This is a genomic window from Flavobacterium sp. HSC-32F16 (assembly GCF_024171645.1).
Lineage (GTDB): Bacteria > Bacteroidota > Bacteroidia > Flavobacteriales > Flavobacteriaceae > Flavobacterium.
Genome location: NZ_JALKAC010000004.1, coordinates 88,951 through 114,025 on the forward strand (window position 1 = coordinate 88,951; position 25,075 = coordinate 114,025).

25 protein-coding genes are annotated in these 25,075 nt (G+C 33.3%); 18 read left to right on the top strand and 7 right to left on the bottom strand.

The annotated features are described in order from the left end of the window. Nucleotides 1-72: 72 nt before the first annotated feature. From L1276_RS13715 to L1276_RS13770, 12 genes are all read left to right on the top strand, one after another. Complete coding sequence (locus L1276_RS13715) at nt 73-1,410, top strand: dihydrolipoamide acetyltransferase family protein (protein ID WP_253788691.1); 1,338 nt, start codon at nt 73-75, stop codon at nt 1,408-1,410. 205 nt (nt 1,411-1,615) lie between these two features. Beyond that, on the top strand, nt 1,616-2,386 hold the full coding sequence (locus L1276_RS13720; RefSeq protein WP_253788693.1) for a 3'-5' exonuclease: 771 nt from the start codon (nt 1,616-1,618) through the stop codon (nt 2,384-2,386). Nucleotides 2,387-2,477: 91 nt separating this feature from the next. Then, complete coding sequence (locus L1276_RS13725; protein WP_056201799.1) at nt 2,478-3,089, top strand: fumarylacetoacetate hydrolase family protein; 612 nt, start codon at nt 2,478-2,480, stop codon at nt 3,087-3,089. Beyond that, entirely contained in the window at nt 3,089-3,433 is a 345-nt protein-coding gene (locus L1276_RS13730) for an Hpt domain-containing protein (RefSeq protein ID WP_012026948.1), read from the top strand. The genes L1276_RS13725 and L1276_RS13730 overlap by 1 nt, the downstream gene beginning before the upstream one ends. 192 nt (nt 3,434-3,625) lie before the next feature. Further along, nucleotides 3,626-4,879 carry a CinA family nicotinamide mononucleotide deamidase-related protein gene (locus L1276_RS13735; RefSeq protein WP_253788694.1) on the top strand — a complete coding sequence of 418 codons (1,254 nt, stop codon included), beginning with the start codon at nt 3,626-3,628 and terminating at the stop codon, nt 4,877-4,879. A 71-nt stretch (nt 4,880-4,950) separates the two neighbouring features. After that, a complete protein-coding gene (gene rpmB / locus L1276_RS13740; protein ID WP_008468080.1) occupies nt 4,951-5,187 on the top strand; it encodes a 50S ribosomal protein L28 in 237 nt (78 codons plus the stop codon). A 27-nt stretch (nt 5,188-5,214) separates the two neighbouring features. Next, nucleotides 5,215-5,397, top strand: coding sequence for a 50S ribosomal protein L33 (gene rpmG, locus L1276_RS13745; RefSeq protein WP_008253902.1), 183 nt, complete (start codon nt 5,215-5,217; stop codon nt 5,395-5,397). Nucleotides 5,398-5,471: 74 nt separating this feature from the next. Next, nucleotides 5,472-5,624, top strand: a complete 153-nt coding sequence (locus L1276_RS13750; protein ID WP_007805819.1) for a DUF4295 domain-containing protein — start codon at nt 5,472-5,474, stop codon at nt 5,622-5,624. A gap of 272 nt (nt 5,625-5,896) precedes the next feature. Beyond that, nucleotides 5,897-6,850, top strand: coding sequence for a signal recognition particle-docking protein FtsY (ftsY, locus tag L1276_RS13755; protein WP_253788696.1), 954 nt, complete (start codon nt 5,897-5,899; stop codon nt 6,848-6,850). A gap of 203 nt (nt 6,851-7,053) precedes the next feature. Then, the gene (locus L1276_RS13760) at nt 7,054-7,650 is read left to right on the top strand and encodes a zinc-dependent metalloprotease family protein (RefSeq protein ID WP_253788698.1); all 597 of its coding nucleotides are present in this window, start codon (nt 7,054-7,056) and stop codon (nt 7,648-7,650) included. Nucleotides 7,651-7,861: 211 nt separating this feature from the next. Continuing rightward, the gene (locus L1276_RS13765) at nt 7,862-8,302 is read left to right on the top strand and encodes a hypothetical protein (protein WP_253788700.1); all 441 of its coding nucleotides are present in this window, start codon (nt 7,862-7,864) and stop codon (nt 8,300-8,302) included. Next, nucleotides 8,283-8,579 carry a DUF721 domain-containing protein gene (locus tag L1276_RS13770; protein ID WP_253788702.1) on the top strand — a complete coding sequence of 99 codons (297 nt, stop codon included), beginning with the start codon at nt 8,283-8,285 and terminating at the stop codon, nt 8,577-8,579. Before L1276_RS13765 ends, L1276_RS13770 begins: the two co-directional genes overlap by 20 nt. Before the next feature lie 132 nt (nt 8,580-8,711). Here L1276_RS13770 and L1276_RS13775 read toward each other — a convergent pair whose 3' ends face one another. From L1276_RS13775 to bshC, 3 genes are all read right to left on the bottom strand, one after another. Beyond that, the gene (locus L1276_RS13775) at nt 8,712-9,131 is read right to left on the bottom strand and encodes a nucleoside-diphosphate kinase (protein WP_031456090.1); all 420 of its coding nucleotides are present in this window, start codon (nt 9,129-9,131) and stop codon (nt 8,712-8,714) included. Between the two features lie 219 nt (nt 9,132-9,350). Next, the gene (locus tag L1276_RS13780; RefSeq protein ID WP_253788704.1) at nt 9,351-10,622 is read right to left on the bottom strand and encodes an acyltransferase family protein; all 1,272 of its coding nucleotides are present in this window, start codon (nt 10,620-10,622) and stop codon (nt 9,351-9,353) included. A gap of 206 nt (nt 10,623-10,828) precedes the next feature. Next, complete coding sequence (bshC, locus tag L1276_RS13785) at nt 10,829-12,418, bottom strand: bacillithiol biosynthesis cysteine-adding enzyme BshC (protein ID WP_253788705.1); 1,590 nt, start codon at nt 12,416-12,418, stop codon at nt 10,829-10,831. A 272-nt stretch (nt 12,419-12,690) separates the two neighbouring features. Here bshC and L1276_RS13790 point away from each other — a divergent pair, with 272 nt between their 5' ends. Beyond that, complete coding sequence (locus L1276_RS13790; protein WP_253788707.1) at nt 12,691-13,968, top strand: MFS transporter; 1,278 nt, start codon at nt 12,691-12,693, stop codon at nt 13,966-13,968. A gap of 348 nt (nt 13,969-14,316) precedes the next feature. Beyond that, entirely contained in the window at nt 14,317-16,542 is a 2,226-nt protein-coding gene (locus tag L1276_RS13795; protein WP_253788709.1) for a radical SAM protein, read from the top strand. A 1-nt stretch (nt 16,543) separates the two neighbouring features. On the opposite strand, the gene L1276_RS13800 is transcribed toward L1276_RS13795, so the two are convergent. The 3 genes from L1276_RS13800 to L1276_RS13810 form a co-directional block, all read right to left on the bottom strand. Beyond that, nucleotides 16,544-17,308, bottom strand: a complete 765-nt coding sequence (locus L1276_RS13800; protein ID WP_253788711.1) for an MBL fold metallo-hydrolase — start codon at nt 17,306-17,308, stop codon at nt 16,544-16,546. A gap of 102 nt (nt 17,309-17,410) precedes the next feature. Beyond that, nucleotides 17,411-18,103 carry a response regulator transcription factor gene (locus tag L1276_RS13805; RefSeq protein WP_253788713.1) on the bottom strand — a complete coding sequence of 231 codons (693 nt, stop codon included), beginning with the start codon at nt 18,101-18,103 and terminating at the stop codon, nt 17,411-17,413. After that, on the bottom strand, nt 18,100-19,365 hold the full coding sequence (locus L1276_RS13810; RefSeq protein ID WP_253788714.1) for a sensor histidine kinase KdpD: 1,266 nt from the start codon (nt 19,363-19,365) through the stop codon (nt 18,100-18,102). The genes L1276_RS13805 and L1276_RS13810 overlap by 4 nt, the downstream gene beginning before the upstream one ends. A gap of 162 nt (nt 19,366-19,527) precedes the next feature. Here L1276_RS13810 and L1276_RS13815 point away from each other — a divergent pair, with 162 nt between their 5' ends. Next, nucleotides 19,528-19,941, top strand: coding sequence for a DUF1573 domain-containing protein (locus L1276_RS13815; RefSeq protein WP_253788716.1), 414 nt, complete (start codon nt 19,528-19,530; stop codon nt 19,939-19,941). A gap of 140 nt (nt 19,942-20,081) precedes the next feature. Then, nucleotides 20,082-21,659 (top strand): murein L,D-transpeptidase, encoded by a 1,578-nt coding sequence (locus L1276_RS13820; RefSeq protein ID WP_253788718.1) that lies wholly within the window; start codon nt 20,082-20,084, stop codon nt 21,657-21,659. Between the two features lie 97 nt (nt 21,660-21,756). On the opposite strand, the gene L1276_RS13825 is transcribed toward L1276_RS13820, so the two are convergent. Continuing rightward, a complete protein-coding gene (locus tag L1276_RS13825; RefSeq protein WP_253788720.1) occupies nt 21,757-22,266 on the bottom strand; it encodes a C40 family peptidase in 510 nt (169 codons plus the stop codon). 217 nt (nt 22,267-22,483) lie between these two features. Between L1276_RS13825 and L1276_RS13830 the strand changes: the two genes are divergently transcribed. Then, nucleotides 22,484-23,584: an SGNH/GDSL hydrolase family protein gene (locus L1276_RS13830; protein ID WP_253788722.1), complete on the top strand. Its 1,101-nt coding sequence runs from the start codon at nt 22,484-22,486 to the stop codon at nt 23,582-23,584. Further along, a complete protein-coding gene (locus L1276_RS13835) occupies nt 23,574-24,953 on the top strand; it encodes a sialate O-acetylesterase (protein WP_253788724.1) in 1,380 nt (459 codons plus the stop codon). Before L1276_RS13830 ends, L1276_RS13835 begins: the two co-directional genes overlap by 11 nt. Nucleotides 24,954-25,075: the final 122 nt, after the last annotated feature.

A 25,075-nucleotide genomic window follows, 5' to 3' on the forward strand; every position in this document is an offset into this window, starting at 1 on the left:
AGTGTAATTTATATTTAAAAATTTCAGTAATTTCGCAATCAGAAAATCAAAATCATCCTTTAGAATAACAATATGGCAAGATTTGAATTAAAGCTTCCTAAAATGGGAGAGAGCGTCGCTGAAGCAACCATTACCAACTGGTTGAAAGAAGTGGGAGACAAAATTGAAGCTGATGAAGCTGTACTGGAAATTGCAACTGATAAAGTTGACAGTGAAGTGCCAAGTGAAGTATCGGGAATTTTAGTTGAACAATTATTTGGCAAAGATGATTTAGTTCAGGTAGGGCAGACTATTGCAATTATCGAAACAGAAGGTGGTGATGCGCCGGCTGCAACTCCAGCTGTTGATGCTGCTGCTCCTGCAGAAGCTGTAGAAATAGAAAAGACAATTGAAGCAGTAAAAGAAGAAGTTGCTGCTCCTCAGGATTTTTCAGGATCAGAAAAATTCCTTTCTCCTTTAGTAAAAAATATTGCAAAAGAAGAAGGTGTATCTCTTGCTGAATTAGATAGTATTCAAGGTTCAGGAAAAGACGCCCGAGTAACAAAAGATGATATTTTAAAATATATAGAAGACCGCAAATCTGGTGCTGTACAAGCTCCGAAAGTAGTTGAAGAAGCACCAAAGGCTGTTGTTGAAACTCCAAAAGCGCCAGAACCAGCTGTTCAAAAAAGCCAGCAGGCAGTTCCGGTTTCTGTAAATGGAGGTGATGAAATCATTGAAATGGACAGAATGCGTAAACTGATTTCAGGTTATATGACGGCTTCGGTACAGACTTCTGCTCACGTTCAGTCGTTTATTGAGGTTGACGTAACAAACATTGTAAAATGGAGAGATAAAGTTAAAACAGCTTTCGAAAAAAGAGAAGGTGAAAAACTGACTTTTACACCAATTATGATGGAAGCAGTTGCAAAAGCTTTGAAAGATTTCCCTGGAATGAATATTTCTGTTGATGGAGATTATATCATCAAAAAGAAAAATATCAACTTAGGAATGGCGGCGGCTTTGCCAAACGGAAACTTAATTGTACCTGTAATTAAAAATGCAGATCAGTTAAACCTGGTTGGAATGGCAAAAGCAGTTAACGATTTAGGAAATCGCGCAAAAGCCGGAAAACTGAAACCAGACGATACGCAAGGCGGAACTTATACGGTAACAAATGTTGGAACTTTTGGAAGTGTTTTCGGAACGCCTATTATCAATCAGCCGCAAGTGGGTATTTTAGCACTTGGAGCAATTCGTAAAGTGCCTGCAGTTATTGAAACTCCTGAAGGTGATTTTATCGGAATCCGTCAAAAAATGTTCTTGTCGCACTCTTACGATCATAGAGTAGTTGACGGAGCTTTAGGAGGAAGTTTTGTAAAAAGAGTAGCAGAATATTTAGAAGCTTTTGATGTAGATAGAGATTTCTAATCCATCATAAATAAATGTAAAAACCCGAAAAATTAAAACGTTTTTCGGGTTTTTTTGTTTCCAAGAAAAACGGAAAATCGACCAATTCGGATCTGATTTTGAAAGTTGAAATCAAAAAATAAAGCCTTTTTGGGTCAAAAAAATAGAAATTGGAGTGGAAAATTCGGCTTTAAAAATTACATTTGTAATCTTATAAAAATTAAAAATGGAATTAAAACTTAACAAACCAATTTGCTTTTTTGATCTTGAAACAACTGGAATTGACATCGGTAAAGATCGAATAGTAGAGATTTCGATATTTAAAGTTTTTCCAAACGGAAATAAAGAAAGTAAAACCTGGCTGGTTAATCCCACAATTCCAATTCCTCCGCAAACTACCGCCGTTCACGGAATTACCGATGAAAAAGTAGCAAATGAACCTACTTTTGCAGAACTGGCGCCGCTGGTTCATAATATGATAAAAGACAGTGATTTGGGAGGCTTCAATTCTGATCGTTTTGATATTCCGTTATTGGCAGAAGAATTACTTCGTGCCGGAGTCGATTTTGATATGAAAAATAAAGTATCTGTAGATGTTCAGACTATTTTTCATAAAATGGAAGAACGGACTTTAAGTGCAGCTTTGAAATTCTATTGTGGAAAAAGCCTTGAAAATGCGCACTCAGCAGAAGCTGATACTATGGCAACTTACGAGATTTTAAAAGCGCAGTTAGATCGTTATCCCGAATTGGAAAACGATATGAAATCATTGTCTGAATTTACAACTCGTAAAAGAATTGCTGATTTTGCCGGAATGATTGCTTTTGATAATGATGATGAAGAAATTTTTACTTTCGGAAAACACAAAGGGGCAAAAGTTTTAAAAGTACTGGAAACAGAACCGGGTTATTTCAGCTGGATTCAAAACGCTGATTTTCCTTTGTATACCAAAAAAGTTTTGACAGGAATTAAGTTGAGAAAATTAAATACGAAGTAAAGGTGCTGAGTTGCTAAGATTCTAAGATGCTAAGTTTTTTTTAGTTTTCTCAGAACCTTAGCAACTTAGCAACTTAGAATCTATACAAAGAATGAAAATAATCTGTATCGGTAGAAATTATACCAATCATATCGAAGAATTAAAAAACGAACGTCCGGATGAGCCTGTGGTTTTTATGAAACCGGACTCGGCAGTTTTATTGAAACAACACCCGTTTGTAATTCCTGAATTTTCTGAGGAAGTTCATCACGAATTAGAAATAATTGTGAAAATTAACAAGGTTGGAAAATATATTGAACCCAAATTTGCACATAAATATTATGACGATATAAGTGTAGGTATTGATTTTACTGCCAGAGATTTACAAGATAAATTAAAAGCAAAAGGACTGCCTTGGGAAAAAGCAAAAGCATTTGACGGTTCTGCGGTAATTGGAGATTTTTTACCAAAAAGTGATTTTGTTTCGCTAGAAAATCTTACGTTTGAGCTCAAAAATAATTCTGAAACGGTTCAAAAAGGAAATACAAGCTTTATGCTTTGGAAAATTGATGAACTTGTTTCGTATGTGTCGCAGTTTTTTACCTTAAAAATTGGAGATATTATTTTTACCGGAACGCCTGCAGGTGTTGCGCCTGTTAAACCAAATGATGTTTTGGAAGGCTTTTTAGAAGATAAAAAATTATTTAGAATACAAGTAAAATAATGGCTTTAAAGTACAATCTTTCGAAAGTGTATGCGCTTTCAGACAATGACCCCGAATTTGTAAACGAAATTCTTAAACTATTTGTTACAGAAGTTCCTGAAGATTTAAAACAAATCAAAGAGGGCATCAAGAAAAAGGATCATAAGTATGCTTATTCGTATGCACATAAAATAAAACCTACATTAGATTTAATGGGGTTGAATGTTGCGTTTGAAGAAATTCTGCAAGTTGAAGCATGGACAAAAGCAGAAGGAAAGAAAAAAGATATTATCGAAACTTTTAAAAGTATAAAAGTGCAGGTTAAAGATGCAATCAAAGAAATAAAAAAAGACTTTGATTTGTAAAATTTAAGAAATCCCGCTTTTAACCTAAGGCGGGGTGTTTTTTATTTTGTTTTTATTCTGATCTTAATTGCTTTTAAGATTTTTTACTCCATAATAAACAAAGGATTTTTCTTTTGTTTTCAGCCTCAAATCATTTCCGCAATCCTACTTCATAAATAAACTTATAACTTTATAAGTAAAACTTTTAATACTATGAAAGCAACAATAGTTACCATTGGGGATGAAATTTTAATTGGTCAAATTGTAGATACAAATTCAAATTTTATAGCCAAAGAGCTGGATAGAATTGGTGTCGAAACTTATGAAATGATTTCGATAAGCGATGACAAACAGCATATTTTAAACACTTTTGCGCAATTACAAAACAAAGTTGATATTGTAATTGTAACTGGTGGTTTAGGCCCCACAAAAGATGATGTTACCAAAAAAACTTTCTGTGATTATTTTGATGATGAACTGGTTGTAAATCCAGAAGTTCTGGCGCATGTTACAGAACTGATTGAAGGATTTTATAAAAGACCAATTTCGCAGTTAAATAAAGATCAGGCGCTTGTTCCGTCAAAATGTATCGTTCTTCATAATAAAATGGGAACCGCACCGGGAATGTGGATGAAAAAAGAAAATACCGTGTTTGTTTCACTTCCGGGAGTTCCGTATGAAATGAAATATCTGGTAGAAAACGAGATAATTCCAAAAATTATTAAAGAATACAAACGTCCTTATATCATTCATAAAACTATTTTAACGTACGGTCAAGGCGAAAGTTTAGTCGCAGAGCGTATAGAAAAATGGGAAAACAACCTTCCTGAGTTTATTAAACTGGCCTACCTGCCCAATCCCGGAAGAGTTCGTCTGCGTATGACGGCCCGCGGAACAGATAAAGAAGCGCTTGAAAAAGCAATTGAAGAAAATGTTCAGTCATTAGATGCTATAATTCACGATATTATAGTGGGTTACGAAGAAAATGAAACAATAGAAACCGTAGTGGGTAAACTGCTTGCTAAAAATAATAAAACAATTTCGACAGCAGAAAGTTGTACAGGAGGAAAAATTGCTTCGCTTTTATCCTCTGTGCAGGGGGCGTCGAGATATTTTAAAGGCAGTGTCGTGTCATACGCAACAGAAGCAAAGGTGAATGTTTTGGGCATTTCGCAGGATTTAATAGATGAATTTTCTGTTGTAAGTGCTGAGGTTGCGGCAGCTATGGCTTTGAATGTGAAAAACATACTGAAAACCGACTATGCAATTGCTACAACCGGGAACGCCGGTCCGTCAAAAGGAGATGCAAATGCTGAAATTGGAACTGTTTTTATAGCATTGGCAACTCCAGGCGGAGTAATTACGGAAGAATTTAACTTTGGCCAACCACGTGAAAAAGTGATAGATAGGGCGACGATTAAGAGTTTAGAAATATTACAGAAAGAAATTTTAAAAATTGTGCAATAATTTTTTGCTACAATGGTTTATTTTTCTTTTCTTTGCACCCTGATTTTGAATAACGATAAAAGATAAGTATAATGTCAAGAGTTTGTGACCTTACAGGTAAAAGAGCGATGGTAGGAAATAACGTTTCTCACGCTATGAACAAAACTAAGAGAAAGTTTTCTGTAAACTTAGTTAAAAAGCGTTTTTATCTTCCAGAAGAAGATAGATGGATTACTCTTAGAGTAGCAGCATCTACGATAAAAACAATTAATAAAAATGGAATCACTGCTGTTTTGAAAAAAGCGCAGTCAGAAGGATTTATCAAATAATCTTTTCCTAAATAAATATATAGCAAGATGGCAAAGAAAGGTAATAGAATCCAGGTAATTTTAGAATGTACTGAGCACAAGACTTCTGGTGTTCCAGGAACTTCTAGATATATTACAACTAAGAACAAAAAAAATACTCCAGACAGATTAGAGATTAAGAAATTTAATCCAATCTTAAAAAGAGTAACTGTTCACAAAGAAATTAAGTAATAATTAGAGATTTTTGTAAATCTCAATGGTTTTGCCATTAGAGTTTTATAAAAGCTTCAAATAACATTTGAATCATGGCAAAGAAAACCGTAGCATCGTTACAAACATCTTCTAAGAGATTATCAAAAGCCATCAAAATGGTAAAATCTCCTAAAACTGGTGCATATACATTCGTAGAATCTATTATGGCTCCTGAAGAAGTTGATACTTTCTTGAAAAAGAAATAATTACAATTACAATATATAGAAAAGCTACTTTCATTCGGAAGTAGCTTTTTTATTTTTTATATTTGTTTAAAATTTTGTAGAAACCAAACAATTTGTGTTTTTTTTAAACATTAGTTCCCGTCATACTCTTTATCTTTACTTGCCTAAAGAAGGTAAATAAAAGGATATCGATTCTGTCGGGGTTAAATTAAAATCAATTGGCATTTCTATAAACATCAGGATTTTTTCTAACCTTAAAAAGAAAGAGCCTAAAAACTAACAATAAATAAAAAATGAGTTTTTTTAAAAAATTATTCTCTACCGAAAAAAAAGAGACTTTAGATAAAGGTCTTGAAAAAACCAAAACTACTTTTTTTTCTAAGTTAAGCAAAGCTGTTGCAGGAAAATCTAAAGTCGATGACGATGTTTTGGATAATCTTGAAGAAGTTTTAGTTGCTTCTGACGTTGGTGTAAATACTACGTTAAAAATTATCGAAAGAATCGAAAAACGTGTAGCCGAAGATAAATATTTAGGAACAGAAGAACTAAACCAGATTCTTCGTGATGAAATTGGAGGCTTATTGTCTGAAACCAATACAGGCGAAGCAACTGAATTTGATATTCCAAAAGATAAAAAGCCGTACGTTTTAATGGTGGTTGGAGTTAATGGAGTTGGAAAAACAACTACAATTGGTAAGCTTGCTTATCAGTTTAAAAAAGCAGGTTATAAAGTAGTTTTAGGTGCAGCTGATACTTTCCGTGCTGCAGCAATCGATCAGCTTCAGGTTTGGGCAGATCGTGTTGATGTGCCAATTGTAAGACAAAATATGGGAAGTGATCCAGCTTCTGTAGCTTTTGATACTTTGCAATCAGCCGTAGCTCAAAATGCGGATATTGTAATTATCGATACTGCCGGACGTTTGCATAATAAAATCAATTTGATGAACGAGCTTTCTAAAGTAAAACGTGTAATGCAGAAAGTAGTTGCTGATGCGCCACACGATGTGCTTTTGGTTTTAGATGGTTCTACAGGTCAAAATGCTTTTGAACAGGCTAAGCAATTTACTGCAGCAACAGAAGTAACTTCACTAGCAGTAACAAAATTAGACGGTACAGCAAAAGGCGGTGTTGTAATTGGTATTTCAGACCAGTTTCAAATTCCGGTAAAATATATTGGTGTTGGCGAAGGAATTGAAGATTTACAAGTCTTTAATAAATATGAATTTGTTGATAGTTTCTTTAAATAAAAAATAATGAGTTTGGAATCTTTAAAAAATATATCGGCTGTTGCTTTTTATTTTGCAAGTGTTATATGTTTTGTTTTAGCAAATGTATTAAAAGATGGTAATCTTTCAGTTTATTATATTTTGCTGGTTTTAGGGATAGTTTTTTTCTTTATGGGAGTTCTTAAAAGACTGCGGTCTAAATAATAATTTATTGCTGTTTAATTATGAGATACTATTTTCTTGCTTTTGTTTTGCTTTTATTTTCTTGTAAAAAGGAAAAAAGTGAAAGTGATAATGTAAGTCAAAAAGTAATTGTTATTCAGCCTTTAGGTGGTTTTAAGGTTAAGCAAGCTAAAAAAGTATTTGCAGAAATTAAAGCTCTAAACCCCAATGTAGTTTTGCGGACCGATATTTCCTTTCCTGAAAACTCGTTTTATAAACCCAGAAATAGATATCGGGCTGATAGTATTATTAAACATCTTAAAAATAATATTGGTAAAGATTCTGTAATTGTTGGCTTGTCCAATTATGATATTAGCACAACTTATAAAGGAATTAAAGATTGGGGCGTAATGGGTTTAGGTTACGTACCCGGAAAATCCTGTGTAGTTTCTGATTTTAGATTGTCTGCAAAAACTAAAAATCAACAGTTTTATAAGTTGGTTCTCCATGAACTAGGTCATACAGAAGGTTTGCCGCATTGTTCAGTTAAAACCTGTTTAATGCGAGATGCTGAAGGCGGGAATCCGCTGGATCAAGAAAAAGCTTTCTGCCAGAGTTGTAAAAGCTTTTTAAAAGGCAAAGGCTGGCAATTGATTTAAAATGTTTTTCTTTCTCATATTAAATTAAATTCTTCGTAGTTAAATAAATGGTACTTTAACTTTATAAAGTTACCTTTGTAATTCACTAAATTTCTTTTGAAAATGGGAGTTCTAACCCTGATGGGAGCGTTATCCTTTTTCTGGTTTCTTTAGCTCGAAAAAGATATAGCGGTCAGCAGGAATATGCTTCTTATTAATAGTATAAATTATTATGAAAAATACTTTTATGATTTTGGTTTTATCGCTTTTGCTGATAAGCTGTAAGCAGGAAATAAAACCGGCAGATATTGCAAAACTAAATGGTTATTGGGAAATTGAAAAAGTGGTTTTTGATAAAGGTGAGGAGAAAGCATATGGAATGAACGAGAATTTTGATTTTTTTAAAATTAAAGGTACTAAAGGAACTCGTACGAAAGTGATGGCGCAGCTGGACGGAACTTTTTTAACAACGGATACTTTTGAAGATGTTTCGGTTAGATTCACAGATAAAGGAGCTTTTCTTGATTACAAGACAGATTATGCAAAATGGAGCGAAGAATTAATTTCGATATCAGATGAAGCTTTTGTGGTAAAAAACGATCAGAATAAAGAATATCATTATAAAAAAGCGGGACCAGTAAATATTTTAAACGATGGCAAAAAGACTAAATAATCAAAGTACGATTGGGGCTGTTTTGCAACAGATTATTCAGGTGAATAAATTACAACCCGGAATGGACCAAATTGATGTGCGGGAAGCTTGGAGGCAATTAATGGGAAATGGCGTGAATACGTACACCAGAAACGTTGTATTAAAAGGAAGCACGCTGTATGTTGAACTTGCATCGGCAGTTTTAAGAGAAGAATTAAGTCACGGTAAATCTAAAATTGTTAAAATGATTAATGAAGAATTGGGACGCGAAGTGGTGACGGATGTGGTATTACGCTGATTTTTAGTCGCAGTTTTCAGTGACAGTATTCAGTTTTTATCTTTATAGGAAATAAAAAAACCTGTTTGTAAAACAAACAGGTTTTTTTTTATGATTTACAATCACTGAATACTGTGACTGAAAACTAATTTACTAGAACTGCTCTCTTCCAGCAAAGTGGAATGCACCTTCGATTGCAGCGTTTTCGTCGCTGTCAGAACCGTGAACTGCATTTTCTCCAATAGAAGTTGCGTATGCTTTACGAATAGTTCCTTCAGCAGCTTCAGCTGGATTTGTAGCTCCAATTAAAGTTCTGAAATCTTCTACTGCGTTGTCTTTTTCTAAAATTGCAGCAACAATTGGTCCGCGTGACATGAATTCAACTAATTCTCCGTAGAAAGGTCTTTCTGCGTGAACTGCGTAGAATGCTTTAGCATCTGCTACAGTTAATTGAGTTAATTTTAATGAAACGATTTTAAAACCACCATTAGTGATCATTGCTAAGATATTTCCGATGTGTCCGTTTGCAACAGCATCTGGCTTAATCATTGTAAAAGTTCTATTTGTTGCCATTTTATATTTTATTAAATTTTGTGCAAAAGTAGACTTTTTTTATGAATTGATTTTAATTAATTCGTAATTAAAACATAGTAGAATGATGTTTTAACCAAGAAAAGCTTTTTTTTTGAACCATATAAGTAATATAAGTGCATTTAAAGAGCGGCGCGCAAAATGATCGCAAGCTTTACGTATTTCTAAATGAACTTATATTACTTATATGGTAAAATGTTTTTATACTTTGAATATTAATTTGTTTCTGTAGAATATCCACAAAATAAATGTCCAAATACAAACGTAAACTAATGCGCCGGCCAATGATGCAGTCATTGGATTGCTGAAGAATGGTGCAATACCAAAATTGTACAGGTAACTCAAAAGATTAATTTGTTCTTCAGTATTTTGCGGATTTTTAAATTGAATCATGACTAAAGCCTGCGGAATAATCTGCGAAGTAAAGAAAACAATCATTGGATTTACGCCCCAGATTAAAAACGGTTTGAATCCTTTTTTGCAATTAGCAATATCAATTATGTAGTATAAAATGGTTAGGAATACGGTTGCCAGACCTGTGGTGTATAAAACATAACTGCTTGTCCAAAGTGATTTGTTGATTGGAAAAACCAAATCCCACATTAATCCTAAAAATATAAGGACCGTTCCTGCAATTCCCATTTTTTGTGCTTTTTGAATATTGATGGTATCAGCTTGTAAAAGCTGTCCAATTAATAAACCAATAATTCCGTTAACGATTGACGGAATGGTGCTTAAAATCCCTTCCGGATCCCAGGTAACTGTGCCGCGGTACATATGGCCTTTTAGTAAAACGCTGTCCAGCCATGAAGCTAAATTTGTTCCTTTATCGAGATTGGCTTCTCCAATTCCGGGAACAGGAATTAAAGTCATAATTGCCCAATATCCTAATAATAAAACGATTCCGGTTATGATTTGGGTTCTCTGAGATGTTTTTAAATACAAAAGAGAAACTGCAAAATACACAATTGCAATTCGCTGCAGAACTCCCGGAAGTCTTACGTCATGATAAGCTTCGATACCGCTGTAAGCCAGAAACAGATAAATAAACAGAATTGAAAAGGCTAAAATATTTTTGACTTTTGAGCTAAAATTTCCCATTAAAGCATAACCAACTCCAATAGTAATTGCAAGTCGTCCAATTAAAAGCGGAATTCCTTCAAGTCCAAATAACTGGATTTTTCCGAAAAAATTAAAGAAAATCCCCAAACAAAGCATTCGCAAAGAGCGAACTAAAATTTTGTTGAAAGTAGTGCTGTCATAAAATTTATCAGGCATTGCAAGCGGAACGGCAACTCCCATTATGAAAATGAAAAACGGAAATACTAAATCGGTCGGTGTGCAGCCGTGCCATTCGGCGTGTAGTAATGGCGGGTAAACATTCCCCCAGTCTCCGGGATTGTTTACGATTGTCATCAATAAAATAGTGAGTCCTCTAAAGACATCCAATGAAATCAAGCGCTCTCTGGTCATAGTTTTTGGTAAATAGGTTAATTTTTTGTTATTATAAATTTTCTATTTGGTTTAGAGAGGCAATAATTTCGAGAAGAAGGTGGTTATTTGATTCTCAAAGATTACTACTTATATTTTTTGCCACGAATTTCACGAATTTACACTAATTTCTATTCTTTGCAAGAAAAATAATTCGTGATAATTCGTGTAATTTGTGGCAAACTATTTTAAATTGTTATGATATTAAAATTCATTTCTAAAGGTTTCAGTTTTTGCAGCAAAAGCGGGACTAATTGTTCGCCTTTTTCAAGATAAAATTCAGAAAAATTGCTTTGACGTTCCTGTAAGCTGTTGTTTGGGAATAGTTCACATTGTAAATCGGTTACGCACTGCAATTGATCGCTCAGTTTTCTTTTTTGTGCTTTTAATAAACGTTTTTCTAAATTTTCAAGACCTTTAGTCTGCTTTACTTCTTGGGCTTTTACAGCTCCTGAAAATGATTTGTCGGTTTGATTGGCCAATTCGTAAAGATATTGAAATTGGGTTTTCAGTATTTCTTTTTGAGGCGTTAAATCAATTGGAAATGCAGAAATTTTATGAGTAATCGTGTTTATTAAATTTTCTTGTTTGGTAAAAAGATCGCTCCAGCTTAAGTTTAATTGATCTGCTTTTTTACCTTGTTTTTCGGTTGCCAAAAGAACAGAGTTCCGAACCAAAATCATTGGAAAATTAATTTTTACAGCATCAAAAAATGATTTCAATTCCAGCCAATACGCAATTTCTCCGCCTCCGCCAATGTAGCATAGATTTGGAAGAATAATTTCCTGATAAAGCGGACGCATAATAACATTGGGACTGAATTTTTCAGGATGATTTTCTAATTCAGAAAGAATTTGTTCTTTAGAAAAAGAGATTTTTGTGTTGTTTACAAAGTACTTATCTTCTTCAAAAATGATTCTTTCGCGCAGATTATCTTCAATATAAAATAAATTAATTTCACGCGGATTTACCTGAACGGTGTATTCTTTTAATTGTTCAATGGTTTCCTGAACGGCTTTGTATGAAGTTTGTTTTTCCAGTTCTTCCTTTGCATACGGAATAAAAGCACGTTTTAAATCGGCATCATCAGCATCTATAATTACTAAACCATAATTAGCAAATAAGCTGTTGGCTAAAAATCGGGTTGCATCGGCCAGATTATCGTGTTTTAAATAAGAATCTTCAAAAAGCTTTTTTAGAGTATTCGCATTTGTACTTGAACCTAATTCTAAAGAATAGATTTCTAAGAATTCTGCTAAACCTTCAGTTGAAAGTCGGCCTACAGGACCGTTACTTTCTTTGTTCCATCTGAATTTTTTTCCTTTTAAATTAAAATAATTGATTTCTTCAAAATCATGATCTTCTGTTGCCATCCAATAAATAGGAACAAAATTGTATGATGGATACTTTGATTTTAATTCTTTGGTAAGATTAATGGTCGAAATGATTTTGTATAAGAAATACAAAGGCCCGCTAAATAAGTTTAACTGATGCCCGGTTGTAATTGTAAAGGTATTGTCGAGTGCTAAAAGCTCAATATTTTGTTTGGTTGAATCCGAGATTTCGATATTTTGATATTGCTTTTTTAAAGTTGAAACCAAAGGAATTCTATTACTGTTATCAAAATTGTCTGCTTTTTCGGCAATTTGTTTTTCGAAATTCTCTAAAGTAGGGAAATGGTTGTACAGCGGTTTTAATTCTGATTTCTGATCTAAATAATCTTGTATCAATTTAGAGAAATATCCAGAAGTTTGATAGCTGATACAGTCGGTAGGCATAATTTTAAATTTATTTTTGACAGCTGTAAATTTAATGAAAATATACAGTTAAAAACGGTTTTAACTATTGCTTATGATTTGATTTTTATTTTTTGTTTTAAACTTCCTATAATCAGGTTTTTAATTTAGAATTAAATAAAGTTTGTTTAAAATGTAAAACGCATATAATTTGTTAAAAACACAATGAGGTTTTAAAACTAATTGGTTTAAATGTGAAATATTAATAACGAAACTATATTTTTGTAACCAAAAAAAAGATATATCTATTTTGCATGGAAACTAACCCGAAAAAAAAGAACTCCTTAAAACACGTTCTTTTTGGTTCTTTAATTGGAACTACAATTGAATTTTTTGACTTTTATATTTATGCCAATGCTGCAGTATTGGTTTTTCCACAATTATTTTTTCCAAGTTCCGATTCTACGATGGCAACTCTGGAATCTTTGGCCACTTTTTCAATAGCATTTTTATCTCGTCCGTTAGGTTCAGCTTTTTTTGGACATTATGGAGATAAAATTGGGCGTAAATTTACTCTGGTTGCGGCTTTGTTAACAATGGGTATTTCGACCGTAACAATAGGTTTTTTACCAAGTTATGCCAGTATTGGAGTTGCAGCACCTTTGTTATTAATGCTCTGCCGCTTTGGACAAGGTGTAGGTTTAGGGGGCGAATGGGGAGGAGCTGTTTTATTGGCAATAGAAAATGCACCGCCAAATAAACGTGCCTGGTACGGAATGTTCCCGCAATTAGGTGCTCCAATTGGATTATTGCTTTCAGGCGGGACTTTTTTACTGTTAACCGATTCAATGAGCAATGAAGATTTTATGGATTACGGCTGGAGAATTCCGTTTATTGCCAGTTCGTTATTGGTTGTTGTAGGTTTTTATATCCGAACAAAAATTACAGAAACACCTTCTTTTGAAAATTCTAAAAAAGAACAGGAAGAAGTAAAAGTTCCTTTTTTGGAATTGGTGAAATCATATAAAAATCAACTGATTTTTGGAACTTTCGCCGCAATTACAACCTTTTTGGTTTTCTATTTAATGACCGTCTTTACATTAAGCTGGGCGACTTCAGACTTAGGAATTGTTAAGCGGGACGGATTGTTAATTCAATTATTTTCGGTATTGTTTTTTGCCATTTTTATCCCGGTTTCGGCTGTGGCAGCAGATAAAATAGGCCGTCGAAAAATGCTTATTATGGCTACAGCAGCAATTGCGATTTTCGGATTTTTCTTTTCTTATTTTTTAAGTACTGGAAATATTGTTTTAGTTACCACTTTTGCCTGTATTGGAATGTCTTTGATGGGATTCACTTATGGGCCATTGGGAACTTTTTTATCAGAGTTGTTTCCAACAAATGTTCGATATTCCGGTGCATCTTTAACTTTTAATATGGCAGGAATTCTAGGTGCTGCTTTTGCGCCTATGATTGCTATTTGGCTAGCCAAGACATATGATGTAAGTTATGTGGGATTTTATTTAGTTACTGCTGCACTGATATCCTTAATATCATTTTTGGTTATTAGTAAAGAGGAGCATAAATTTTAAACTTGATTTCACTTAAAATTCGTAATTACGAAACTTCATAATAAAATACAGCCCACAAGATTATTTATAAATTTTGTGGGCTGTGTTTGTTTAAAATTATCTTTTCAAAGTAAAATGACCTCTAAATTCTGTTTTATTTAATCTTGCAGCAATAAACCAATAATCTGAAGAGGGTCAATGCCGGCCAAGACAAGTTCCGCCCCAAGAAGTGTTTGGTCTTAATTCTTTGAGGAATTTTCCATAACGGTCAAAAATTCTGATTCTCAAAAAGGCACAAGACTTATTCAATAAAATCTTTTCTCAAAAAGTCCTTAATAACCTGTATTTTTGCAAAAAAAATAATTCCCTTTGAAAACGAAGCTTTTTGTAATCACACCGCCTTTTACTCAACTCAATACACCGTATCCGGCAACGGCTTATATAAAAGGTTTTTTAAATACAAAAAATATCGAATCGGTTCAGGCAGATTTGGGTATTGATGTGATTTTGGAATTGTTTTCGAAAAAAGGACTTGTTGATTTGTTTCAGTTTTCAAGTTCAAAGTTTCAGGTTGTTGGAAACGAAATCTCTGATAACTCGAAACGTATTTTTGCTTTGCAGGATGAATATATCAAAACGATTGATCCTGTAATTCAGTTTTTACAGGGAAAAAATCCAACTTTGGCATTGCAGATTTGTCAGGAAGATTTTCTTCCAGAAGCTTCTCGTTTTGCACAGCTGGAAGAACTCGATTGGGCTTTCGGAACAATGGGAACTCAGGATAAAGCCAAACATTTGGCTACTTTGTATCTCGAAGATATTTCAGATTTTATTGTAGAATGTGTTGATGAGAATTTTGGCTTCAGCCGATATGCGGAACGTTTAGGCCGAAGCGCGAATTCTTTTGATGAATTATACAACGCTTTACAGCAAAAACCAACTTATATTGATGCAATTTTAATTTCGATTTTAAAAGAAAAAATTGAAGCTGTAAAGCCTACATTATTTTTAATTTCTGTTCCCTTTCCGGGGAACTTATACAGCGCATTTAGATCTGCACAATGGGTAAAACAAAATCATCCCGAAATTAAAATTTCAATGGGAGGTGGTTTTCCAAATACCGAATTACGTTCTCTTTCGGATAAACGTGTTTTCGAATTTTTTGACTTTGTGACTTTGGACGATGGTGAAGTTCCTATTGAAGAATTAATTTTCAATTTAGAAAATCCAAATTCTGTCACTTCGAGCGAAGTCGGGAAGCAGTATAAAAGAACTTTTTTATTAGAAAATGGAGAAGTAGTTTATAAAAATAATTCCTTAAAACACGATTACAAACAGGCTTATGTAGGAACTCCAGATTACTCAGATCTGCCTTTGGATAAATACATTTCGGTTATCGAAATCGTAAATCCAATGCATAGAATGTGGAGCGATGGACGTTGGAATAAACTCACGATGGCGCATGGCTGTTATTGGGGAAAATGTACTTTTTGCGATATTTCTCTGGATTATATAAAAGTTTACGAACCTGTTGCAGCAAGTCTGCTTTGTGATCGAATCGAAGAATTGATTCTTCAAACCGGTCAAAATGGGTTTCATTTTGTTGATGAAGCTGCACCGCCGGCTTTAATGCGTGCTTTAGCTCTTGAAATTCTAAAAAGAAAACTGGCTGTTACATGGTGGACTAATATTCGCTTCGAAAAAAGCTTTTCTAAAGATTTGTGTTTATTATTAAAAGCTTCTGGATGTATTGCCGTTTCGGGTGGTTTAGAAGTTGCTTCGGATAGATTATTAAAATTAATAGACAAAGGCGTAACCGTAGAACAAGTTGCTAAAGTGACCCGCAATTTTACGGAAGCCGGAATTATGGTTCACGCGTATTTAATGTACGGATATCCAACACAAACAATTCAGGAAACGATTGACAGTCTCGAAATGGTCCGCCAGTTATTTGAAGCCGGAGTCTTGCAATCCGGATTTTGGCATCAGTTTGCTCTTACGGCTCATAGTCCGGTTGGATTGTATCCTGAAAAATTTGGGGTGACAAAAAAAACAGAATTAATTGGAACGTTTGCAAACAACGATATTGAATATACCGATTCAACAGGAATCAACCACGATAAATTCAGTTTCGGATTAAAGAAATCTCTTTTTAATTTCATGCACGGAATCTGTTTTGATTATGAATTGCAGGATTGGTTTGACTTTAAAATTCCAAAAACAAAAATTCATCCCGATTTCATTTTTAATGCGCTTGAAGAACAAAATGATTTCAATACAAAGCCAAATGCAAAAGTAGTCTGGCTTGGCGGAAAACCTTCGGCAGAAATCTTTACAAAATCAAAAAAGGGCAGAAGCTGGGAAATGATGTCCTTAACTTTTCATGATAAAAAGCAAAGTTTCAACATTCAAACCAGTAAAGAAGAAGGCGATTGGCTGACTGAAATTTTGACCAAAATATCAATTTCAAACCCTAAAAGCTATACTTTTCAGGAAGTTAAAAATGACTTCGAAACGTCGCTGGACGATTTTGAATTGTTTTGGTATTCTAAACCAATCAATACTTTGCGAGAGTTTGGATTATTGGTTTTGTAAATTAATAATCTACACTCGTCCCGTCACTCGGAATTGCAGTTTTTGATAAAAGATTGTTTTCTGTCAAAGCTCTTTTTAATTGTTCACGAGTTGTTGGGCAATGATTTAAAGCTTCCAGATGATTTGCAAAAACTTTTCCGGGAGCAAGTGCCGTAAATCTCAAAATATCTTCCATTCGCATTAATAAAGGCTGTCCAATATCTAATCTTGCTGTTCCGCAGGCAATTGTAGCAATGTCTGGTTTCAGTTCAATCAAAACTTTTTGCACATCCTCTGTAAAAATAGTATCAGAGCTGATATAAACAGATTTTTCATTCGTAAGTTCAATGAAAAAGCCCATTACATTTCCCATCAGTTTAGATATAAAACCGTAACCATGAAGAGCAGGAATACCAATAATTCTTCCTCCCAAAAAAGGCTGTGGTTCCCAGTAATTTAAAGTCTGAATAATATTAAGACCTCTTTGCAAAAGAGATTTTTCATCTTTTACACTACAGATAACCGGAACACTTTTTCTTCGCAAAAAAACTTCGCCGGCTTTATCTATATGATCCGGATGCAAATGTGTAATGATACAATGCGTTACTCTGCTTAAAATTTCCCTGCTGTTTTTAGGCAGTGCCACCAGCGGATTTCGCTTAGGCTTGTATCGAAAAATAGTAAATGGAGCAATTGTTTTTCGCTTTCCTAACATTGGATCAACCAGAATCACATACTGTTCTGTTTCAATTACCAATGTGGCATTTCGCAAATGATGTATTTTCATATCCGGGAAAATTAGAACTTAAAAATACAAAGTTTTTTGAAAATTGTTTTACAGATTTTTCTTTATTTTTAGCAGAATTGTTATTATTTGAAACAATTCACTTTAGAGCGATTCGATAGAAAACCTAAACCCAATACCATGAAGGTTTTCAATTGAAATTCCTTTTTCATTTGATAAAATTTTACGAAGCCGCGAAATAAAAACATCAAGGCTTCTTCCCATAAAATAATCGTCGGTTCCCCAAAGTGCAGTTAAAATTTGTTCTCTTTTAAGAACTAAATTTTTATTGTCAAGAAACAATTTCAGCAATTCGGCTTCGCGTTGTGTAAGGCCTACTTTTTCTTCGTCATTAAAAAGGATAAAATTTTTGGTGTCAAACTGATATTTTCCAATTTCATAAACTGATTTTTCAACCTTATTATTTTTTTGGGAGCGCTTCAGAAAAACTTCAATTTTCAAGATTAATTCCTCAATGCTGAAAGGTTTTACCAAATAATCATCGGCACCAAGACGAAGTCCTTTTATGCGGTCTTCTTTTAAGGTTTTAGCCGAAAGAAAAATAATGGGTACATCAGTATCAATTTTACGAACTTCTTCAGCCAATTCAAAACCATCCATTTTTGGCATCATAATGTCAAAAATGCAAATATCAAAATCTTCATCTTTAAAAGTTTCTAAACCAGATTTTCCATTGGTACAATGAATTACTTCATAATTATGCTGCTCCAAATTATCTTTGGTTAAAAATGCAAGCGTTTCATCGTCTTCGGTGTAAAGTATTTTGAAATTTTTCATTTTTTATAAGGAATTGACAAAGTTATGGTAACTCCGTTTTCGGTATTATTTTCGGCTTTTATTTTCCAGCTCTGCAAACTGCAGATTTCTTTAACATAATATAATCCAAGTCCAAAACCATTTACTTCATTGCTCTTTTCATTTTGTACACGATAAAATTTATCAAATATAAAGGATAATTTTTTAGAAGAAATTCCAATTCCGTTATCGATGAACTCTAATTTCAAAATTCCGTTTTCTTCCAGAATCCGAATCTTAATTTCTGGTTTTTTATTACAGTATTTTACTGCATTATCTAAAAGATTATAAACCAGATTAGCAAAATGGAAAACATCAGTTTCTAATAGATATTCTTTCGAAGAACTTTCAATTTTAATAACCGCATCAGGATATTTTAACTGAATATTTTCAATCGCTTCCTCAATAACCGGAACAATTAAAACGGGTTCTTTTTTTAATTCTAAAGGAGTATAATCTGATTTTGCAATATTTAAAATCTTCTCGATATGATGATTGAGCTTATTACTTTGATTGATGATAATCTCTGTATAGGTATGCAGTTTTTTATCTTCTTTAATTGGGTTTTGTTCGCTTAAATATTTTGAAGCGATTAAGATAGAAGACAAAGGCGTTTTAAATTCATGCGTCATATTATTAATAAAATCACGCTGTAATTCAGAATATTTTTTTTGCTGCAAAAGGGTGAAAATCGAATAAACGTAAATCAATAAAATCAAAATCAGCATAATCGAAAGTACAAACCAAAAGCGCATTGAGCTGAATAAATAAGTTGTTTCATTAGGAAAACGAACGGCAAAATAGTAAACTAAGTTTTTATGTTTTGGAAAAAAAATAGTCTGTTTGCATTCAGATTTTTTTTTCGACAAAGAAATATAATCACCATAAATCATTTCATCGCTCTGGCAGTTGTACATCGCATATTCAAAATCTGTCGTAATGTTCATTTTTTTGAATTCTGTTCTTAGATAGAATTCTAAAATATCAGGTTCAAATTCGTTATCGACATTTACAATATAATAATCATTGGAAATTTTCTGTACAGGACTTTGTACCGGAAGTTCATGGCTGGTTCCTTCATACAGTTTTTTAGCCACCTCAAGAAGTGCAATATGCGCTTTTTGGCTTAGCTTTTTTTGTTCAATTGTAAAAGCTTCTTTTGTCCAAAGCAATTGCGCGACCAAAATACTAATTATGGCCACCAAACCTAGAACAATAATACTATTGAGTTTATTTATTTTCAAGAAAACAGACTTTGAGAGTGTAATATTAATCAAAAATATACTTATAAATGTCGATTAACAAGTCATTAACAAACATTTGAAACCGGTTAACAGCAATTCGTTTTTGTCTGAATTACCTTTGTAATATAAAATTTGAACTATAAACCATTAATATATTTAACTATGAAAATCATTAAAATTTCTATGTTAGCTGTGACATTAAGCTTAATGTCTTTTTCGGCTATTGCTCCGGTAAAATCTTTAGTTTCTACAGCTACGGCTGGCGAAACGGCTTCTGCGATTGTATGGAAAGCAGAAACAATTGATGTTGGTCAAATTCCGCAGGGAACGCCAAAAGCTATTATTTACGAATTTAAAAATACAGGAAAAACGGCTGTTGTAATTACACAAGTTCAAGGTTCTTGCGGATGTACTGCAACAGATTATACTAAAGAGCCAATTTTGCCTGGTAAATCTGCAAAAGTTACAGCAACGTACAACGCAGCAAACAAAGGGGCTTTTACAAAAACAGTTACAGTAACAACAAGCGCTGAAACAACTCCAAAAATACTTACTTTAAAAGGAACGGTTATTTAAAAATAAGGTTGGTTATAAAGTGAAAGCTCCAAATATGTAATGTATTTGGAGCTTTTTTTTATGTCTGAATTTGATATTTTTTTATTTTTTTAAGGACTTTGTTTTTATCAAAACTTTTCTATTTTTATAAAAAAAATATTATGAAAATTTGGTATTCATTTATTGCTCTTGTACTTCTTTTTTTAGTGGTTTCCTGTAATTCAAAAGGCGGCAAAAAAGAAGAAAATCAAAAAAAAGCAAAAGCTATTGTGCCGGAACTGAAGCTTTCGATAGATACTGCAGCTATCGCCGGGTTTTATGAAACGTATCCAAAATTGAAAAATTTTGAAAGTGAAGTTAAATCCTTATATGAAAAGAAAAATTCTACTCAATTATGGCTGGACAATAAAGGTGTGGTTGAGTTTGGAAACACATTGTACAATAAATATAAAGGATTGGAAAATGAAGGTTTAAAAGCCAATTTCCCGTATAAAGAAATCAATGCTGTTTTTGAAAATAATACAGACAATAAACTTTCAAAAGTCAATACTGACTTGATGATTACCAATTTGTACTTTTATTATGCCGAAAAAGTATATAGAGGATTTGATGAAAAAACTTCCATTTCATTAGAATGGCTTCTGCCGAGAAAAAAACTCAACTATCAGGTTTTCTCCGATTCTATTTTTAAAAAATCGACTATAAACGACGATAAGAAAAGCAAAATGTTCAGCCAGTATTATAAACTGCGCGACGCTTTGCAGCAATATAGAGAAATAGAAAAAAAAGGCGGTTGGAAAAACATTGAAATTGATGATACTTATAAAAATTTAAAACTTGGAGATTCATCGCCAATTGTTTCTCAAATCAGGGAAAGACTTTTTGTAACCAAAGAAATTAAAGAAGACAACAAAAGTGCAGTGTGCGATTCGATTTTAATAAATGCATTAAAGAATTATGAACTGCATCATGGTTTTGCTCCAAAAAATAAAATTCTTCCAGAACATATTGCAGATTTGAATATTCCAGTTTCGGATAGAATTAAAACCATTATTGTTAATATGGAACGCTGCCGATGGATTGATCCTGAACTTGAAAAAGGAAAACAATATATTGAAGTAAATATTCCTGAATTTAAGTTGTATCTTATTAGGGATGGAGAAATTGCATTTACATCTCCGGTTGTAGTGGGAAAAGCAATGACAAAAACCGTTATTTTCAGCGGAACAATGAGTAATATTGTTTTCAGCCCGTATTGGAATGTGCCGCCGAGTATTATTGCTAAAGAAATAAAACCCGGAATGGCTAAAAATAAAAATTATCTGAAACAGAAAAATCTGGAATGGAATAATGGCGCTGTGCGTCAGCTTCCCGGAATAAACAATTCACTTGGGTTGGTGAAGTTTTTATTTCCAAATTCAAGTAATATTTATCTGCATGATACACCTTCAAAAAGTTTATTTGAAAGAGAAAGCAGAGCTTTTAGCCACGGCTGCGTTCGTGTAGCAAAACCTCGTGAACTGGCAATTGAAATATTAAAAGAAGATCCAAAATGGACTGAAGCCCGAATTGATAAAGCTATGCACGCAGGAAAAGAAAACTGGTATACGGTAAAGAAAAAATTTCCGGTTTATGTAGGATATTTCACTGCCTGGGTAGATCGTGATGGACAATTAAATTTCTATAAAGATATTTATCAAAGAGATGAAAGTCTGCTTAAACTGCTTACGGAAGAATAAAAAGGAGTTGCTATAAATTACACGAATTTACACGAATTTTTATCTGCGGAAAGAATAAATAATTATTCATGAAAATTCGTGTAATTTTTGGCAAAAACTACTCAGACAAAACATCAATACACTTATAAAAGCGTTTAGTATAATGTTCTGTATCTAATGCTGTAATGGTAACTTTTTGTGCTTTTCCAGATGAAGCATGAATAAATTTAGACTGCATTCCGTTGGCTTCACAAATTATTCCGAGATGGCCGATAACCGTTCTGTCTTTATATCCGTAAAAAACTAAAATATCACCAACTTTAAAATCTTCAGGTTTTAAGGCAGTTCCCAAATTTTTATAACTACCGGAACTTCTTGGCAAAGTCTTGCCGAAATTTTTAAAAACATAACTCACAAAACCAGAACAGTCAAAACCTTTTTTTGGATCACTGCCGGCATATTTATAAGGCGTATCTAAATACTTCTTAGCATACTCGATAATAGAATCTCTATTGATTTCGGTTTGAATTTTTCGATTATAAATTACGTTTTGCTGTTCGTTCTTTTTTAAGGTAAAAGAAGAAAATAAAGTAATAGAAAATAAAGCGGTAAAAAGATATGACCTCATTTTTGTAAATAAGAAATGTTGAATCGATAAAGATAGGCCCTAAATTTTGTAAATCAAAAGAATAACTTGTTACTGATTGTAAGAATTAACAGTTTTAACGAATGAAATGATGTGTTTATGTGGTGTTTTTTTATTGCTTTTTGACGTTTTAGTATCTTTTTTGAAACAGTATTTCAAATATATTTGTGAATTACATTTATATTTTAACAAATAAATTATGTTTCTTAAAAAAATAGCTTTTTTAATTTTGTTTTTGCTGCATTCACTTATTTCGACTTCACAAACTCAAAATTCAAATCGAACTTTCTTATACGAAGGCCGAATCGAGAAACTTAAAAGTGACAATGTCATTTTAATTGGAACAGCATCTTCTGTTTCCTTTAATTTTACGGGTAAAGAGTGTTCAATTTCTCTCCAAAGTGTAGATTCTTATGAACATCATAATTATGTTCAAATGGTTTTGGATGGAAAGTATATTGGAAAATTCAGAATTGAAAAAGGAACAGTTCAGTCATTTCCAATTCAAGTAACTTCAAACAAAAAAGAACATAATCTTACCATTTATAAAACCACCGAAGCACATAGCGGAGGCATTTTATTTGCAGGAACAACGGCTAAACTAACGTCGATTACTTCAAAAAAGAAAAAGAAAATTGAATTTATCGGCGATTCTATCACCTGTGGTGCAGCGAGCGATCCTTCGGATGTTCCTTGCGATAAAGGAGAATATTTTGATCATCACAACGGATATTACGCTTACGCTCCGATTCTTTCAAGAGAGATTGGAGCAGCTTATTTAATGAGTTCAGTTTCGGGAATTGGAATGTACAGAAACTGGAATGACGAAAATAAAGACGAAGTTATAATGCCGGATGCTTATCCGAATTTATACTTAACTAAAGATTCTTCAAAACCGAAATATGATTTCGCTTTTCAGCCGGATATTATCAGTATTGCTTTAGGAACAAATGATTTTTCGGGCGGAGATGGAAAAAAAGAACGCTTGCCTTTTAATGCAGAAAAGTATGTTTCGAATTATATCAATTTTATAAAAATGTTGTACAAACATAATCCAAATGCTCAGATTGTAATTACAAACAGTCCGATGGTAAATGGACAAAATGCGGTAGTTTTTGAAGATTGTCTGAATAAAGTAAAAAATGCTTTCGCAGAAGACAAACAGCACAAACCAATTCAGATTTTTAAATTCAAACCAATGATTCCAAAAGGCTGTTCAGGTCATCCAGACGTAGCCGATCATAAAATTTTGGCAGATGAATATGCTCCATTTTTAAAAAAGCTGTTAAATGAAAAATAAATTACTCTTCGTTTTCCTGTTTATGATTTTTGGTTCGGCTATGGCCAATGTTACGCTTCCCAATATTTTTGGAGATAATATGGTTTTACAGCGCAATTCTGAAGTTAGAATTTGGGGATGGGCAAATCCTAAGGAAGAAATCAAACTAGTTTCCAGCTGGAACAATCAGGAATATAAAACAGTTACAAACAATCAGGCAAAATGGGAACTTGTAATTAAAACCCCTGAAGCGGGCGGACCGTACACCATTTCGATAAAAGGATATAATGAAGTTGTATTTAAGAATGTTTTAATTGGAGAAGTTTGGCTTTGTTCCGGACAATCAAACATGGAAATGTCGGCAAGCTGGGGAATCGACAATGGCGATGAAGAGGTTAAAAATGCCGCAAATCCGAATATTCGATTTTTTACGGTTTCAAAATCTACAGCCGTAACTCCTCAAAATAATGTATTAGGAAATTGGGTTGAATCGACTCCGGAAACCATGAAATATTTTAGTGCCGTTGGCTATTTTTTTGCAAAACGTTTGCGCGAAGATTTAAAAAATGTTCCCATCGGATTGATTTCTTCAAACTGGGGCGGAACTCCTGCCGAAATCTGGATGACGGAAGAAGTATTTCAAAAAGACCCCATATTATTAGAAAATGCTAAAAAACTAAACGAACAGGAATATGGTCCGCATCAGTCCGGGCGTGCTTATAATGCTATGATTTCTCCAATTACCGGATTTAAAATCGCCGGAACAATTTGGTATCAGGGCGAATCGAATGTAGGTTCTTTGGTTTATGATAAAACGCTTTCGGCTTTGATAACTTCGTGGAGAAAAGCATGGAACGATGAATTTCCTTTTTACTTCGTTCAAATCGCGCCTTATAAGACAGGAACAAATAATTTCTCGAACGTAACGGTTCGAAATTCGCAAAGGAAAGTTTTAAAAGAAGTTCCGAAAACAGGAATGGTTTTGACTTCTGATATTTCAGATACGATAGATATTCATCCGAAGAATAAAAAATCAGTCGGAATTCGACTTGCCAATTTAGCTTTGGCAGAAACATATAAAGTGAATTCTAATTTAGTGAATGGCCCGCTTTTCAATGAAATCAAAATAGAGAAAAACAAAGTCACAGTTTCTTTTGATTATGATGAAGGATTGTATTTTAAGGAGAAAAAATCGAATCAATTTGAAGTGGCTGGAGCTGATGGAATTTTCTATCCTGCGGAAGCTTCAATAAAAAAGAATCAGGTGATTTTGACAAGTAAAAAAGTATTGAATCCTGTAAAAGTCAGGTTTGCGTGGGGAAATACAATTCAGCCGGATTTGTTTAATAAAGCAAATTTGCCGGCTTCGTGTTTTATTTCTGATTTTTAGATTTTAGTACTGAAGCCTCGGGATAGATTTTAGATTTTTTACGCACGGATTTTAATGATTGAACAGATTAACACTAATATTTTATTTGTTTTTATCAGGCTGAGAGAAGTCAAAGCCCGAAA